General features: G+C 73.8%; 12 protein-coding genes. 8 read left to right on the top strand and 4 right to left on the bottom strand.

The window, feature by feature from the left end; translation table 11 throughout:
- Positions 1 to 399: 399 nt before the first annotated feature.
- From K353_RS10140 to K353_RS10120, 5 genes are all read left to right on the top strand, one after another.
- Positions 400 to 1,542 carry an aliphatic sulfonate ABC transporter substrate-binding protein gene (locus K353_RS10140; RefSeq protein ID WP_111553233.1) on the top strand — a complete coding sequence of 381 codons (1,143 nt, stop codon included), beginning with the start codon at positions 400 to 402 and terminating at the stop codon, positions 1,540 to 1,542.
- 128 nt (positions 1,543 to 1,670) lie between these two features.
- Positions 1,671 to 2,474, top strand: coding sequence for an ABC transporter ATP-binding protein (locus tag K353_RS10135; RefSeq protein WP_370447582.1), 804 nt, complete (start codon positions 1,671 to 1,673; stop codon positions 2,472 to 2,474).
- On the top strand, positions 2,461 to 3,366 hold the full coding sequence (locus tag K353_RS10130) for an ABC transporter permease (protein ID WP_111553232.1): 906 nt from the start codon (positions 2,461 to 2,463) through the stop codon (positions 3,364 to 3,366). The genes K353_RS10135 and K353_RS10130 overlap by 14 nt, the downstream gene beginning before the upstream one ends.
- Positions 3,367 to 3,553: 187 nt before the next feature.
- Positions 3,554 to 4,330 (top strand): sirohydrochlorin chelatase, encoded by a 777-nt coding sequence (locus tag K353_RS10125; protein ID WP_111553261.1) that lies wholly within the window; start codon positions 3,554 to 3,556, stop codon positions 4,328 to 4,330.
- A 564-nt stretch (positions 4,331 to 4,894) separates the two neighbouring features.
- Positions 4,895 to 6,046, top strand: coding sequence for a DUF4034 domain-containing protein (locus K353_RS10120; RefSeq protein WP_158585383.1), 1,152 nt, complete (start codon positions 4,895 to 4,897; stop codon positions 6,044 to 6,046).
- Positions 6,047 to 6,191: 145 nt separating this feature from the next.
- Here the strand turns inward: K353_RS10120 and K353_RS10115 are convergent, their stop codons facing one another.
- A complete protein-coding gene (locus K353_RS10115) occupies positions 6,192 to 6,701 on the bottom strand; it encodes a hypothetical protein (protein WP_146616434.1) in 510 nt (169 codons plus the stop codon).
- 135 nt (positions 6,702 to 6,836) lie between these two features.
- Here K353_RS10115 and K353_RS10110 point away from each other — a divergent pair, with 135 nt between their 5' ends.
- Positions 6,837 to 7,316 carry a MarR family winged helix-turn-helix transcriptional regulator gene (locus tag K353_RS10110; protein WP_111553230.1) on the top strand — a complete coding sequence of 160 codons (480 nt, stop codon included), beginning with the start codon at positions 6,837 to 6,839 and terminating at the stop codon, positions 7,314 to 7,316.
- A gap of 67 nt (positions 7,317 to 7,383) precedes the next feature.
- Here the strand turns inward: K353_RS10110 and K353_RS10105 are convergent, their stop codons facing one another.
- The 3 genes from K353_RS10105 to K353_RS10095 all read right to left on the bottom strand — a co-directional run bounded on the left by K353_RS10105 (position 7,384) and on the right by K353_RS10095 (position 12,119).
- Positions 7,384 to 9,210, bottom strand: coding sequence for a DEAD/DEAH box helicase (locus K353_RS10105; protein ID WP_111553229.1), 1,827 nt, complete (start codon positions 9,208 to 9,210; stop codon positions 7,384 to 7,386).
- A gap of 191 nt (positions 9,211 to 9,401) precedes the next feature.
- The gene (locus tag K353_RS10100; protein ID WP_111553228.1) at positions 9,402 to 9,605 is read right to left on the bottom strand and encodes a cold-shock protein; all 204 of its coding nucleotides are present in this window, start codon (positions 9,603 to 9,605) and stop codon (positions 9,402 to 9,404) included.
- A gap of 351 nt (positions 9,606 to 9,956) precedes the next feature.
- Complete coding sequence (locus tag K353_RS10095; protein ID WP_111553227.1) at positions 9,957 to 12,119, bottom strand: MMPL family transporter; 2,163 nt, start codon at positions 12,117 to 12,119, stop codon at positions 9,957 to 9,959.
- Between the two features lie 514 nt (positions 12,120 to 12,633).
- On the opposite strand from K353_RS10095, the gene K353_RS10090 reads away from it, so the two are divergent.
- Complete coding sequence (locus K353_RS10090) at positions 12,634 to 14,892, top strand: MMPL family transporter (protein ID WP_199528058.1); 2,259 nt, start codon at positions 12,634 to 12,636, stop codon at positions 14,890 to 14,892.
- Between the two features lie 108 nt (positions 14,893 to 15,000).
- Positions 15,001 to 15,885 (top strand): phosphotransferase enzyme family protein, encoded by an 885-nt coding sequence (locus tag K353_RS10085; RefSeq protein ID WP_111553225.1) that lies wholly within the window; start codon positions 15,001 to 15,003, stop codon positions 15,883 to 15,885.
- Positions 15,886 to 15,890 lie beyond the last annotated feature (5 nt).

The following is a 15,890-nucleotide window of genomic DNA, read 5'->3' as shown; positions in this document are numbered from 1 at the left end:
CCCCTGGCCCTCGACGACTACACCGACAACCGCCGCACCGGCTCGTTCATCCTGATCGACCCGGCCGACGGCACCACCCTCACCGCCGGCATGGCGGGCGAGGCGTTCGACACCGTCAGCATCACCGACGCTTCCACAGAGGAGGACTGGGTCTGATGCCCAGCGAGGCGTTCTCGGGCATGGACAAGGAAGGCGGCCGCATCGGCAGCGGCGTCCTCGGCAGCGGCCAGGGCGGCCTGACGCGATGTGGGGGCTGGCAGGGGCGCTGAGCCCCTGTCACCGGGCCCGCAGCCGCCGTTCCTTCCCACAGTGGGTGCGGCGGGGTCGGCCCGGCCCCGGCAGCACGTCAGGCACGTCCCGTACGCGACACCTTCCTTCTTCTCGAACGGAACACCTCTCATGGCACCGAGCACCGAGTCCACCCATACCTCCGCACGCCCCCGCGCGGGCCGGACCAGACGCGCCGCCGTGGCGGCCGTCGCCGTGCTGACCACCGCCGGCCTGCTGTCGGCCTGCTCGTACGGCTCCAAGAGCGACGACAAGGCGTCCGCCAAGCCGGCCGCCTCGGGCACGAAGCTCTCCGCGGACACCGTGAAGATCGGCTACTTCGCCAACCTGACCCACGGCACCGCGCTGGTCGGCCTCAAGCAGGGCATATTCCAGCAGGAGCTGGGCGGCACCCAGATCAAGACCCAGGTGTTCAATGCGGGTCCGGCCGAGATCGAGGCGCTGAACGCCGGTTCGATCGACATCGGCTGGATCGGCCCCTCCCCGTCGATCAACGGCTACACCCAGTCCGGCGGCAAGTCGCTGAAGATCATCAGCGGTTCGGCCTCCGGCGGCGTCAAGCTGGTCGTCAACCCGGAGAAGATCCCGACCCTGGACGACCTCAAGGGCAAGAAGATCGCCACCCCGCAGCTCGGCAACACCCAGGACGTGGCGCTGCTCAACTACCTCGCCGAGAAGGGCTTCAAGGTCGACGCCCAGACCGGCGACGGCGACGTGAAGGTGCTGCGCACCGACAACAAGGTCACCCCCGACGCGTACAAGTCCGGCTCCATCGACGGCGCGTGGGTGCCGGAGCCGACCGCGTCCAAGCTGGTCACCCTCGGCGCGAAGGTCCTGCTCAACGAGAAGGACGTCTGGCCGGACAAGAAGTTCGTCATCACCAACATCATCGTCTCGCAGAAGTTCCTGACGGAGCACCCGGACGTGGTGGAGGCCGTGCTGCGCGGCTCGGTGAAGACCAACGCCTGGATCAAGGCCAACTCCGACCAGGCCAAGTCCGTCGCCAACGACCAGATCAAGGCCGACGCCGGCAACGCGCTGGACGCCTCGATCCTCGACCCGGCGTGGCAGGACATCGACTTCATCGACGACCCGCTGGCCAACACCCTGCAGGCCGAGGCCGACCACGCCGTCACCGCCGGGCTGCTCAAGAAGCCCAACCTGGCCGGGATCTACGACCTGACCCTGCTCAATAAGGTGCTGAAGGAGAACAACCAGCCCGCCGTCGCCGACGCCGGACTGGGCACCAAGTAAGTCCTCCCAGGCCCCGAGGTCCGCGCCCCGCGCCCGCCCAAGCGATGCCCACTCACCGGGCGGGCGCGGGGCCGGACCCCGGACACCGATCCCCGCCCTGCCCGGAACCACACCCGCAGGAGGTGCCCGTGACCACGGCACTGACCACCTCGCCCGACGCCGCCGGCGCGGGCCGACCGGACGGCGACACCGCCGTCCGGATCTCGCACGTGCACAAGACCTTCGGCCGCCCCGGCACCGCCGCGCCGGTGCTCGAGGACATCAACCTCACCGTCGCACCCGGCGAGTTCGTCACCCTGCTCGGCGCCTCCGGCTGCGGCAAGTCCACCCTGCTCAACCTGGTCGCGGGCCTGGACCGGCCGACCTCCGGCACCATCGAGGTGCCCGGCGGCCGGCCCGCCCTGATGTTCCAGGACCACGCGCTGTTCCCCTGGCTCACCGCCGGGCGGAACATCGAACTCGCCCTGCGGCTGGCCGGCGTCCCCAAGGCCGAGCGCCGCCCCGAGGCCGAGCGCCTGCTGGAGCTGGTCCGCCTCGGCGGCTCCTACAAGAAGCGCGTGCACGAGCTGTCCGGCGGCATGCGCCAGCGCGTCGCGCTGGCCCGCTCGCTCGCCCAGGGCTCCCAGGTGCTGCTGATGGACGAGCCGTTCGCCGCGCTCGACGCCATCACCCGCGACGTGCTGCACGACGAGATCACCCGGATCTGGGCCGAGAAGCAGCTCGCCGTCCTGTTCGTCACCCACAATGTCCGCGAGGCGGTCCGCCTCGCCCAGCGCGTCGTGCTGCTCTCCTCCCGCCCGGGCCGGGTCGCCAAGGAGTGGCGCATCGACCTGCCGCAGCCGCGCCGGATCGAGTCGGCCGGGGTCGCGGATCTGTCCATCGAGATCACCGAAGAACTGCGTGGGGAGATCCGCCGCCATGTCCAGCACTGACACCGCCGCCGTCCCCCTGGTCAAGGACGGGCCCGCCGACAGCGCCAGCGTCGAGGCCGGACTCGACGCCCTGGAGACCGTCCAGGCGCAGCGCACCCCGCTCCCGGTGGTGCTGCGCCGGAAGGTCCTGCCGCCGGTCCTCGGCGTGGTGCTGGTCCTGGCCGTCTGGCAGCTCGCCTACAGCCTGGAACTCACCACCCCCGACAAGCTCCCCAGCCCCGCCGCCGTCTGGGACTCGCTCACCGAGCTCTGGTACGGCGGCACGCTGCTCTCGATCATCTGGACCAGCGTGTGGCGCGGCCTGTCCGGCTTCGCCCTGTCCGTCGTGATCGGCACCCCGATCGGCCTGGTCGTCGCCCGGATCAAGCCGGTGCGCGCCGCGCTCGGCCCGGTGCTCTCCGGCCTGCAGTCGCTGCCCTCGGTGGCCTGGGTGCCCGCCGGCATCATCTGGCTCGGCATCACCAACTCCGCGATGTACGCCGTCATCCTGCTCGGCGCCGTCCCGTCCATCGCCAACGGCCTGATCAGCGGCATCGACCAGGTCCCGCCGATCTACCTGCGGGCCGGGCAGACCCTCGGCGCGACCGGCCTGCGCGGCGCCCGCCACATCCTGCTCCCCGCCGCGCTGCCCGGCTACCTGGCCGGCCTCAAGCAGGGCTGGGCGTTCTCCTGGCGCTCCCTGATGGCCGCCGAACTCATCGCTTCCTCCCCCGACCTGGGCCTGGGCCTGGGCCGCTACCTGGAGAACCAGCGCGAGTTCTCCAACATGTCCGGCGTGCTGCTCGGCATCCTGCTGATCCTGTTCGTCGGCGTCGCCATCGACCTGCTCTTCTTCTCCCCCCTCGAACGCCGCGTCCTGCGCAGCCGCGGCCTGCTCGTCAACTCCCGCTGATCCCGTGACCCCGCGCACCACCGCCACCACCCCCGCGCCCCGCCAGGGGCGCGGGGAACCGCCGCAGCCCCGCCCCGCCCGCCGGCAGGAGCGCGGCGACCTACCGCACCCCCTCTCCCCGCCCCGCCAGGGGCGCGGAGAACTGCGCGCGGCGGCAGAGCACCTCCCGCAGCCGGGCACCGCGACCGTGGCCGCGCGCGGCACGCCCGTCCTCCCGAGCACGCCCGTCCCGCCGTTGCTCCTCCTCGCGCACGGCTCCCGCGACCCGCGCCACGCCGCGACCGTCGAGGCCCTCGCCGACGCCGTCCGCGCCCTGGCCCCGCACCTGGCCGTCACCACCGCGTACCTGGACCACTGCGCCCCCCGCATCGCCCAGGTCGCCCCGCGCCTGACCGGCGCGATCGCCGTCCCGCTGCTCCTCAACCGGGCGTTCCACGCCAAGCACGACATCCCGGCCGCCCTGCGCGCCGCCGGCTCGGCGATCCCGGTCGCGGACGTCCTCGGGCCCTCCCCGCTGCTGCTGGACGCCCTGGACCGCCGCCTCGCCGAGACCGGCCTGGACGTCGCCGACCCGGCCGTCCGGGCCCGCACCGGCGTCGTACTGGCCGCCGCCGGCTCCTCCGACCCGGCCGCCAACGCCACCACCCGCGCCGTGGCCGCCGAGTGGCGCCGCACCCGCGGCTGGGCCGCCGTCACCACCGCCCACGCCTCCGCGGCCCCGCCCACCGTCGCCGACGGCCTCACCGCCCTGCGCGCCACCCCGACCGTCCGCACCACCGCCGTCGCCCCCTACCTCCTCGCCCCCGGCCTCCTCCCCGACCGGATCGCCACCGCCGCCACCACCCACCACGCCGACCACCTCGCCCCGGTCCTCGGCCCCGCCCCGGAACTCGCCCACCTGATCCTGGCCCGCCACGCCGAAGCCGCGTCCGCCGCCGCCTCCCCCGCCGCCCGCACCGCCTGACGCCGCACCACCGCCGGTTCAGTCCTGTTCGAGGACCCCGACCAGGAACTCGGCGAAGGACTCCGCGCACCGGTACGCGGGCTCCCCGTCCTCACCGATCTCGTAGACGCCGCAACTCCCGGTCATCGGCCGGCAGCGACACCCCCTGATCCGCCTCGATCCGCGCGATCCCGTCGGCCGACAGCCCGCGCGCACCGTCCGGCGCCCCGGGAAGACCCCTCACGACGTCCGACATCGCCACCATGGGTCCCCACCTCCCGTGACATCCGCGTCTGCGTCGTACCTGTGGAAAAGGCGCGGCCGTCAGGCCGCACTTCACCACTTCTCCGTCATCCGACGCCGGTCCGCGGCGAGATGTCGGGGTATCTCCGATCGAACTCCTCGAAGACGTTCCGACAGGTCGTACCGGCCCTCCGCGCAGCGGAAGGCGGTAATCGGGAAGAGAGCTGACGCCAGGTCAACTCCGCTCACAGAACAGCGGCCGGCAACCGCCCGGAAGCGCCCGGCGGGGCCGTCGAATTCCTCCCTTGCCGCCGGTCGTTCGAACCGGGATGATCTCCCCCCGTGACGCACATCATCCTCCCGATCGCCGTCCTGGCGGTCGTCTCCCTGCTCCTCGGCTCCCGTTCGAAGGGCGCCCGGCCGTCCGCCCCGAAGACACCTGCCGCCTACCGGGTGCCTGCCTCGTTCGACGCCGCCGCGTACGGGCTGGCGCCCCGTGCGGCGCTCGACCCGCGCCGGGTCGGTCCGCCCGCGCCGGCCCGGGCGGCCGAGGCGACGCGGGCGCTGGCGGCCGCCGTCCGGGGCGGCGACTGGCGGGCCGCCGCCGACCACCTCGCGGCGGCCGCGGGCGACTGGGACGAGCACTGGTCGCGCTTCGAGCTGCTGCGCGCGATCGCCTGTGAGGACGACTCCTGGCTGGCGGCCTGGCGTGCGGCGGACCCGGACAGCTGCGACGCGGCGGCCCTGGAGGCCGACGCGATGGTGCACCGCGCCTGGGCGATCCGGGGCAGCGGGTACGCGAACGAGGTGCCGGCCGAGAAGTTCGCCGAGTTCCGGGCCCTGCTGCCGGCCGCGATCGAGGCGGCCCGGCGGGCCGCGCTGCTGGACCAGGCGAACCCGGCGCCGTGGGTGGTCATGGTGACGGCGGCGCGCGGCGCGCAGTACAAGCCCGACCGCTTCCGCCCGCTGTGGGAGGGCCTGGTGGCCCGCGCCCCGCACCACTACGAGGGCCACTGGCAGGGCATGCAGTACTGGTGCGCCAAGTGGTACGGCAGCAACGGGCAGATGACCCGCTTCGCCGAGCAGGCCATGGACGGCGCCCCGCCGCGCAGCCCGCTCGCGGGCATCTACCTGCACGCCCTGTCCGAGCTCGAGGAGCGTGGCTCCGGCCTCCCGATCGGCCCTGCCGCGACCGCCCGGCTGACCGCCGTCGCCGAGGCGCTGTCCGCGGTCGACCCCGAGAACACCCGCCTCCCGGGGCTGCGGCACCTGCTGGCCCACTACCTCGGCCGGGCCGGCCTGTACGAGGCCGCCCTGGAGCAGTTCCGGCTCATCGGCCCCTGGTGCGGTGCCTCGGTCTGGGCCAAGCAGGGCGACCCGGTCGAGGTCTTCCACGCGGCCCGCGCCGAGGCCGTGGAGAAGTCCCACGCCCAGCCGCTCCCGCCCGAGCGGCGCCCGCAGACGAAGAACACCGACGCGGCCTTCGGTCACTAGCGCACCGCTCCTCCGGACAACCCCACGGGCAGGGCCAAAGCGCCTGCCTGACCGGGGAGTTGGCGCCCGATCCGGAGAGGGTCAGCCGCCCAAGGCCTTCCCGGCCGAACCTACTCGCGCTCCCACCGATCGCGTTGACGACCCGTCAATCGCCTTCAGTGGAAGCGGATTCGTCGAGCCGCCCGCGCACCCAGGGGTCCGTCGCGCGCTCCGCCGCCGCGCGGCGGGCCGTGCGGAAGTGCCGGGCCAGGTCGGGGTGGGGGGTGTCCGCCCAGCGCCAGGCGGTGAGGGCGCAGACCTGGCGGAGCGGGTCGCCGGTCTCCAGGGCGGTGAGGAGTTCCTGCTGGAGGCGGCGGCTGCCGCCGGCGACGGCCAGGGCCTGGGCCAGCCAGCGCGGGGAGGAGGGGTCGTCGTCGGTGAGGAGGGCATCCAGGACCGCCGGGTAGTGGGTGCGGGTCGCGGCGCGGTCCCCGGTGAGGTGGCGGTAGGCGGCCTGCCGCTTGTGGCCGATGCGGTGGTACTGGGCGTAGCCGGGGGCGCAGGCGGCCAGGGCCTCGACCCGGGCGTCCGGTGCGGGCGGGGCCTCGATGCCGAGCGCCGCGAGCAGCGCGTCCAGGGCCGCCTCCTGGGCGTCCAGCCGTGCGCCCCGTTCCACCCGGACCACCGTCCCTCTTCCTCCCCCGCCGACAGATACTTGCAGGCGCGGGAATTTGCACATCTCGACTAAGCTTGTCCGGAACGGGCCCGCGACGGGCCCGCGGCAGGACCACCGACGGAGGGAGCACGGGCCATGACCCGACCGGACCCCGGACTGGCGCACGGCTGGTGCGCCCTGACCGCCCTGCACGGCCGGATCGAGGCCCACGTCGAACGCGCCCTCCAGGCCGAACACGAGCTCAGCGTCCGCGAGTTCTCCGTCCTGGACGTGCTCTCCGACCAGCACGACGGCGACGGCGGCCACTTCCGGATGAACCAGCTGGCCGACGCGGTCGTGCTGAGCCAGAGCGCCACCACCCGCCTGGTCACCCGGCTGGAGGACCGCGGCCTGCTGTCGCGCTACCTCTGCCCCACCGACCGGCGCGGCATCTACACCAACGTCACCCCGGACGGCCTCGCCCTGCTCGAACGGGCCCGGCCGACCAACGACCGCGCCCTCGCCGAAGCCCTCGACAGCGCCGAGCGGCGCCCCGAACTCGCCCCGCTGGTCACGGCCGTCCGCCGCCTCCCCCGGCCTGAGAAGCCGGAGGAGCCGGAGAGGCCGCAGGGCTGAGCGGGCGGCGCCCCGTCCCCGCCGCGGGCGGCGCGCAGCCGCCCGCGGCACGGGGAGCCTCCGCCGGCTAGTCCGTCTTGCGGCGCTGGCGTCCCGTCCCGTAGTTGGAGCCGCTCTTCGCGCCGGAGCCCGGCTTCGCCCGCCCGGAGGTCTTGCCGATGAAGCCGGCCGCCATCTGCGGGGAGCCCGCGCCGGGGCGCTGCTTGGGGCGGGGGCGGCGCGGGTTGCCGCTCATGTCGACGTCCTTGGGCAGGCCGCCGTCGGCCCGCTTCGCCGGACGGCGACGCGCCTCGCCGTCCACCGGCTTCGCCGCGCCGCGCCCGCGCCCCCGGCCGCGTCCGGCGCCCTCCGCGCCCGTGCCCGCGGCCGACGGCTGCGGCACCAGGGCCGCGGCGACCGCGGCGGGCACCGGCAGCGCCACCGCCACGCCGGACGGGGTGCGGGCGCCGGTGATGCGCCCCAGCTCGCCGTCCTCGGGGCGGACCTTGGTGACGGTCGGACGGATGCCGGCGATGGTCATCAGCCGGTTGACCTCGCGGCGCTGCTCGGGCAGCACCAGGGTGACCACGGTGCCGGACTCGCCGGCCCGGGCGGTGCGTCCGCCGCGGTGCAGGTAGTCCTTGTGGTCGATCGGCGGGTCGACGTTGACGACCAGGTCGAGGCCGTCGATGTGGATGCCGCGGGCGGCGACGTTGGTGGCGATCAGCGCGGTGACCTCGCCCTCGCGGAACTGGTCGAGCACCCGGTTGCGCTGCGGCTGCGACTTGCCGCCGTGCAGCGCGGCGGCGACCACGCCGTGGGCGCGCAGCTGCTTGGCGAGCCGGTCGGCGCCGTGCTTGGTGTGCACGAACATGATCACCCGGCCGTCGCGGGCGGCGATCCGGGCGGTGGTCTCGGCCTTGTCGGCGGGGTCGAGCTGGAGCAGGTGGTGGTCCATGGTGGTGACCGCCCCGGCCGACGGGTCCACCGAATGGGTGACCGGGTCGGTGAGGAAGCGGTTGACCAGGCGGTCCACGTTGCGGTCCAGGGTGGCGGAGAACAGCATCCGCTGCCCGCCCTCGGCAACCTGCTCCAGCAGCTTGACGACCTGCGGCAGGAAGCCCATGTCGGCCATCTGGTCGGCCTCGTCGAGGACGGTGATCGCCACGTCGTCCAGGAACACGTCGCCGCGCTGGATCAGGTCGTCCAGCCGGCCGGGAGTGGCGACCAGCACCTCGGTGCCGCGCCGGACCTGGTTGGACTGCCGGGTGATCGACATGCCGCCGACCACGGTGGTGATCCGCAGGTTCAGCACCCCGGCGTACGGGGCGAGCGCCTCGGTGACCTGCTGGGCCAGCTCGCGGGTGGGAACCAGCACCAGGGCCAGCGGACGCCGCGCGGAGGCCCGCTTGCCCGCGGTGCGCACCAGCAGCGGCAGGCCGAAGGCGAGCGTCTTGCCGGAGCCGGTGCGGCCCCGGCCGAGCACGTCGCGCCCGGCCAGCGCGTCCGGCAGCGTGGCGGCTTGGATCGGGAAGGGCTCGGTGACGCCCTGCGCGCCGAGCTCCTTCAGCAGCCCGGCGGACAGCTCCAGCTCGGCGAAGCTCGCCGCCGGCGGCCGGGACGGGGTGCCCTGCACGGGCGTGAAGTCCTCGGCGGGCGCCGCCGCGGGGGCCGCACCGCGCCGCGCCCGGCGCGGCTGCTCACCGCGCGGCGCGCCACCGCGGCCGGCGTCGGTGCGGGGGGCGCCGTTACGGGCGGCACCGGTGCGCGGCTGCCCGCCGCGGGTGCGCGGCCGGTCGGCGCGGGCCTGCTCGTCGCGGGGCTGCTCACCGCGGGTCTGGCCGGTACGGGACTGCTGGCCGCGGGACTGCCCGGTACGGGGCTGGTCGGTGCGCGGACGGGACTGCTCGGGCATGGGTGTTCCCACTCTCTGGGGGCCGCCAGCCGGATGCGCGGGAGGGACCCGCTGGGCTGGGAAACGGTTCGGCCGCCGGATGAGGAGGAAGAGGGGCCGCCCCGGCCGTCGGGCGGCATGGACGAGGGCCCGTACCCTGTGGAGGCACGGGCCCTCGCCTGCAACATCTAGGAGTCGGCGTGAGCCGGGACTCAGATGGGGCGGATGTTCTCCGCCTGCGGGCCCTTCTGGCCCTGGGTGACGTCGAACTCGACCTTCTGGCCCTCGACGAGCTCACGGAAGCCGGTCGACTGGATGTTCGAGTAGTGAGCGAACACGTCGGCGCCGCCGCCGTCCTGCTCGATGAAGCCGTAGCCCTTTTCGCTGTTGAACCACTTCACGGTGCCGGTAGCCATAACCGTCTCCACTTTCACTGGGGCATTGGGACACACACCTCGTGCGCCCCACGTAGCCGCGATCCCCATCCGGAGACTAAACACCGGACAAAACAAATGCGCCTGGCGGTTGGAACCAGCAGGCGCACACACACGTTCATGGGAACCAATACTGCAACTGCTTCGACAATAGCACGCCGGTCCTCGTCAACGGCAGCAATGGTTGCGCTGGTCACACCGCGTTTCGCGACCGCGCGCAGGGGGCATGCGGTCCGTTCGGGCCGCATGCCCCCTTGTCCCACCGGATCAGCACCGGACTAGCGCCGGATCAGCAGCGGGTCAGCACCGGATGAGCACCGGGCCAGCACCGGGTCAACGCCGGCCGGCCGCCTCCGGCTCGCGCTCGCCGACCGCCTCGGGGCCGTGGTCGGGCATCGCGCCGTGACCGGGCCACCAGGCCCGCTTGCCCAGCAGGGCGGTGATCGCCGGGGTGAAGAACATCGCCATCACGAAGGCCGCCAGCACGATGCCGATGGCCAGCGCGAAGCCCAGCTCGGCGAAGAGCACGTTGCCCGCCAGCATGAAGGTCGCGAAGGACGCCGCCAGGATGAACCCGGCCGCGGCGACGGTCGGACCGGCGTGTCGGACCGCCTCCTTGGCCGCCTCGCGCGGGCTGCGGCCCTCGCGGGCCTCCTCCCGCAGGCGGGCGATGATCAGGATGTTGTAGTCGGTGCCGATCGCCACCACGAACAGGTAGATGAAGATCGGCAGCATGAACATCAGACCGGGCTCGGTGCCGATCTTGAGGAAGGCCACCGTGGTGGCGCCCAGGGTGGCCGCGAAGCCGAGGCCGACCGAGGCCATCAGGTACCAGGGCGCGACCACGCTGCGCAGCTGGAGGCCCAGGATCAGCAGGATCAGCAGACCCGCCACCGGGAAGACCAGCTTGTAGTCGTGGGCCATCGCCAGGTTGATGTCCTTGTACACCGACGAGGTGCCGCCGATCAGCGCCTCGCTGCCGTCGGGGGCGGCGGCGTGGGCGGTGGAGCGCAGCTCGGTGACCGCGTCGATCGCCGCGTTGCTGGCCGCGGAGTCCTTGAGCGTCACGGTGAAGTCGGCGGTGGTGCCGTCCTCGCTGACCTTGTGCTCGCCCGCGACGCCCGCGACGCCGGGCACCTGGCCGAGCTTGGCGCCGAAGCCGTCCAGCGCGGCGGCGTCCAGCTTGCCGCCGGCCTCGCCGGTGGTCAGGAAGACGTGCGTCGGGTCGGCGGCGCCGGCCGAGAAGCCCTTGCTGAGCGAGTCCATGACGACCATGGACTCCTTGTCCTTCGGCATCATGCTCTTCGCCATGTCGAAGGTGCCCTGGTAGCCGAGGCCGGCCAGCGAGAGGATCACCAGCAGGCCGCCGGAGACCACCGCGACCAGGCCGGGGCGGCGGCCGACGGTCCGGCCGAGCTGGTGGAAGCGGGCGCCCTCGGGCTCCTGCATCCACTTGCGGCCGGGCCAGAAGGTGGCCTTGGCCGGGATGACCGCGAGCAGCGCCGGGGTCAGGGTGAGCGAGGCCAGCGCGGTGACGATCACCGAGATGGCCAGCGCCGGGCCGAGCGCGGTGAACATGCCCAGCTCGGACAGGATGAGCACGGCGAAGGCGACGGTGACCGCGCCCGCCGCCGAGGCGATCGCCTCGCCGACCCGGCCGACGCCGTTGGCCACGGCCGACTTGCGGTCGTCGCCGGCCCGCAGCCGCTCGCGGTAGCGGAACATCAGGAACAGGAAGTAGTCGGTCCCGACGCCCAGGATCACCACGATCTGGATGGCCGAGGCGATCGGCGAGCTCTTCAGGTCGAACAGCTTGGTGACGAAGGCGATCAGGCCGCTGGCCGCGATCATCGGGAACAGCGAGAGCAGGACCGGCAGCCAGCCGACCAGCACGCCGCGGAAGATCACGCCGACGATCACCACGATCAGCACCACGGTGGCGACCATGGTGATCGCGTCGGTGGCGCTGGAGGACTCCTTCTGGTCCAGGGCCATCGCGGCCTGGCCGCCGACCTGGTACTTCAGCGAGGTGCCCTCGGCGAGTTTCCGGCCGTCGTCGCGGAGCTTCTTCGCGGCGTCGCCGTACTCGTCGGTCTGCATCTTCGTCTTGTCGATGGAGACCATCGACATCGCGTAGTGCCCGTCCTTGGAGGTGCTCTGCGGGGACGGCGGGATGACCTGCTCGACCAGCGGGATGTGCTCGTCCGTCAGCCCCTGCACGACCTTGGCCATGTCGGCCTTGTCGGCGTCGGTCAGGGCGCCGCCGTCGGTGCGCTCGAACAGCAGGATCGCGCCCGGGGAGAACTCGGCCGGGAACTTCTGCTCCTGGAGCACCGAGGCCCGGATCGACTCGTAGTGCTTCGGCAGGAACTCCGACTCGTCGGTCGAAGCACTCATCTTCGGTGCGAAGGCCGCCAAGCCGATGGAGGCGATCACCCAGGCGATGATCACCCACCAGGCCCGCTTGACGACGAAATGTCCAAGTCGGTGGAACATGCTCGAAATGCCTCCTGGGCATGGTTCACCGCCGCCGGGGGGACGGGGCCGGGCAACGGCTCTGACCGGCGCGCGGACCCCTGCGGGGATCTAGCCGGTCGGCAGGTAAGGACTGGTGGGCATCCTACGGGACCGTACTTGCCGCCCGGCAAGTGGGTAACGCGGCTGCCCCCTGGGGCGGCCACGGAACCGGCCCCGCACCATCGTCACCCGGCCGCGCCCCTTCCCACCTCGTGCTCCGGGTGGAGATCGCTCCCCCTCAGGGTGGACGTCGCACCGTCCCCGAGGAGGAGACCCCGAGGGGGGACCCCGACCCCCGGGGTGGGGTTAGCCCCCCACTCCTCCCTGGGGGCAGGTTCAGGGAGAAGACGGGGTCTGGCCGGATGGCCCGTCAGAGCGCGTCTCCCTAGCGTGTGTTGTGCCGCGGAGCAGTGCCGCGGCCCACTGGCCGGGGCGGTCCCGACCGCCCGAAACCCTGGGGGGACCCGCAGTGAAGCAAGGAATCGCCGCCACGATGGGCGCCTGGAGCGCCCGCCACCGGAAGACCGCGGTCTTCGGCTGGCTGCTGTTCGTCGTCCTGGTCTCCTACCTGGGCGGGGCGCACGGCTCCGACAAGGTCACCGCCGCCGAGTCGCTGCCGGGCCAGGTCGCCCGGGCCGCGAGGATCCTGGACGAGGCGGGCGTCGAGTCCCCGGCCGGCGAGACCGTGCTGGTGCGGAACGCCGCCCTGACGGCCGACGACCCGGCCTTCCGGGCCGCCGTCGAGCAGGTCGCCGCCGCCGTCCGCGGCACCGGCCGCACCTCCGGGGAGCTCAGCCCGTACGACACCGGCGCGGTCTCCGCGGACGGGCACTCCGCCCTGCTGCGCTTCACGGTCGACGGGGCGGACGACGAGGCCGCGGTGGCCAACGTGCCCGCGGTGGTGGACGCGGTGGCCGGCGTGCAGCGGCGGCACGCCGACTTCCTGATCGAGGAGTACGGGCGGGCCAGCTCCGGCAAGTGGTTCGCCGACCGGTTCCGCGACGACTTCGCCCGCGCCGAGTGGACGGCCGTGCCGCTCGCCCTGGGCATCCTGCTGATCGCCTTCGGGGCCGTGGTCGCCGCCGTCCTGCCGGTGGTGCTGGCGATCACCGCCTTCGTCGCCGCCGGCGGCCTGGTCGCCCTCTGCTCCGGGCTGCTGCACACCAGCGACGACGCCGGCTCGGTGATGCTGCTGGTCGGCCTGGCCGTCGGCGTCGACTACTGCCTGTTCTACCTGCGCCGGGAGCGCGAGGAGCGGGCCGCCGGCCGCGACCGCGCCACCGCGCTGCGGATCGCCGCCGCCACCAGCGGCCGGGCCGTCCTGGTCTCCGGCGTCACCGTGGTGGTCGCCATGGCCGGCATGTTCCTCACCGGCATCGCCGACTTCCGGGCGATGTCCTTCGCCACCATCGTGGTCGTGGTCGCCGCCGTGCTCGGCTCGCTGACGGTGCTGCCCGCGCTGCTCTCGATGCTCGGAGACCGGGTCGAGAAGGGCCGCCTGCCCTTCCCGGGCCGCCCGCGGCGCGCCGCCCGGGGCGGCAGCCGGTTCTGGGGCGCGGCGCTCACCCCCGTCCTGCGCCGCCCGCTGGCCGCCGCCGTCCTCGCCACCGGCCTACTGCTGGCGGTCGCCGCCCCGCTGCTGACCATGCGCACCGCGAACCTCACCTTCCAGCAGCAGCTCCCGAAGGGCAACGCCCTGGTCGCCACCGCGCAGCGGATCGAGGCCGCCTTCCCCGGCAGCCCCGCCCCCGCCACCGTGGTGGTCAGGGCCCGCGACATCACCTCCCCCGAAATGACCCGGGCGCTGGCCGACCTGCAGTCCCGGGCACTGGCCACCGGCCGGATGCACGGCCCCACCGAGCTCACCGTGCACGCCGGGCAGAACGTCGCGACGGTCGACATCCCGCTCTACGGCAGCGGAAACGACGCCGTCTCGGCCGCCGCCCTCAGGGCGCTGCGCGAGGAGGTCGTCCCGGCCACGGTCGGGAAGGTCCCCGGCACCGAGGCCCCGGTCACCGGCGAGACCGCCGGGTCGGTCGACTTCAACCGGCAGATGTCCGACTCGATGCTGCCGGTGCTCTGCTTCGTGGTCGCCCTCGCCTTCCTGCTGATGCTGCTCTCCTTCCGCTCGCTGTCCGTCGCCGTCACCGCCGTCCTGCTCAACCTGCTCTCCGTCGGCGCGGCCTACGGCGTGCTGTCGCTGGTCTTCCAGCACGGCGTCGGCGCCGCCCTGATCGGCACCGCGGGCGTCGGGGCGGTCGAGAGCTGGGTCCCGCTGTTCCTGTTCGTGATCCTCTTCGGCCTCTCGATGGACTACCACGTCTTCGTGGTCTCCCGGATCAAGGAGGCCCGCGACCGCGGCCTGAGCACCCGGGACGCCGTCGCCCACGGCATCCGCAGCACCGCCGGCGTGGTCACCAGCGCCGCGGTCATCATGGTCGGCGTCTTCGCGGTCTTCGGGACGCTCTCCGTGCAGTCCATGAAGCAGATGGGCGTCGGCCTCGCCGTCGCCGTCCTGATCGACGCCACGGTCATCCGGGCCGTGCTGCTCCCCGCCGTGATGACCCTGCTCGACGAGCGGAACTGGTACCTCCCCCGCTGGCTGCACTGGCTCCCCAGGATCGAGGCCGAGACCCCGGCCGCCACCCCGGCCACCGACCCGGCGACCGGCCCGGACGGCCCGGCAGGCACTCCGGCAGGCACCCCGCGGGGCGGCCGGCCCGAGCTGCTGGGCGCCGGCCCCCACCGGTAGCCCGGCCCCACGGCGCTCCGGCTGCCCTCCGGCGGCGCGCTGGCAGCTCTCCGGCGGCGCGCCGACGGGGGCCGGTGCCGGGCCCGGAGGTTCCCCGACAATGGACGGGTGATCTTCGACGAACCGAGGGCGCTGGCCCTCCTGCAGGAAGCATCCGCCCCGGCCGGGATCGACCCGGCCGGGGCCGCGCTGCTCGCGCTCGGGCAGAACGCCGTCTTCGAACTGCCCGCCGAGGGCCTGGTGGCCAAGGTCGGGCGGACGCCGGGCGAGGCCGGCACGGCCCGCGCGGAGCGCGAACTGGCGCTGGCCGCCTGGCTGGACGGCGCCGGGGTGCCGGTGGTGCGCCCGGCCGGGGGCGGGGTGCGGGTGGTGCGGGAGCACCCGGTGACGTGGTGGCACCGGCTGGCACCCGCGGTCCGCCCGGCCCGGCCGGCCGACCTGGCACCGCTGCTGACGGCGCTGCACGCGCTGCCGCGGGCCCCCGTCCCGCTCGGGCGGCGCGACCTGCTGGCACCGGTGGACAGTTGGCTGGCCGCCGCCGAGGGCCACGTCGACCCGGCCGACGCGGAGTTCCTGCGGGCCCGGAAAGAGAGCTTTGTCACCGCGATCGCCGAGCTGGCCCCGGCCCTGCCGCCGGGCCCGATCCACGGCGACGCGCTGCCGCGCAACGTGCACGTCACCCCGGACGGCCCGGTGCTGCTCGACCTGGAGTACATGGCCGCGGACTTCCGCGAGCACGACCTGGTGGTGCTGGCGCTCAGTCAGGACCGGTACGGCGTCCCGGCCGAGGAGGTCGCGGCGTTCAACTCGGCCTACGGGTGGGACGTCCGGGAGTGGCCCGGGTTCGCGGTGCTGCGCGGGGCGCGGGAGACCGCGAGCGCCGCGTGGGTGGCCCAGCAGGCGGCCGGGAACCCGGCCGCCGGGGCCGAGTTCCGTCGCCGGGTGGACTCGCTGCGTGACGGAGCGACGGCAGTACGCTGGTTCGCGTTCTGACCGCT

It is taken from the genome of Kitasatospora sp. SolWspMP-SS2h (genome assembly GCF_003259315.1).
Classification (GTDB): Bacteria; Actinomycetota; Actinomycetes; order Streptomycetales; family Streptomycetaceae; genus Kitasatospora; species Kitasatospora fiedleri.
Note: the sequence above shows the minus strand (reverse complement) of the source record. Positions and strands in the feature narration are given on the sequence as shown.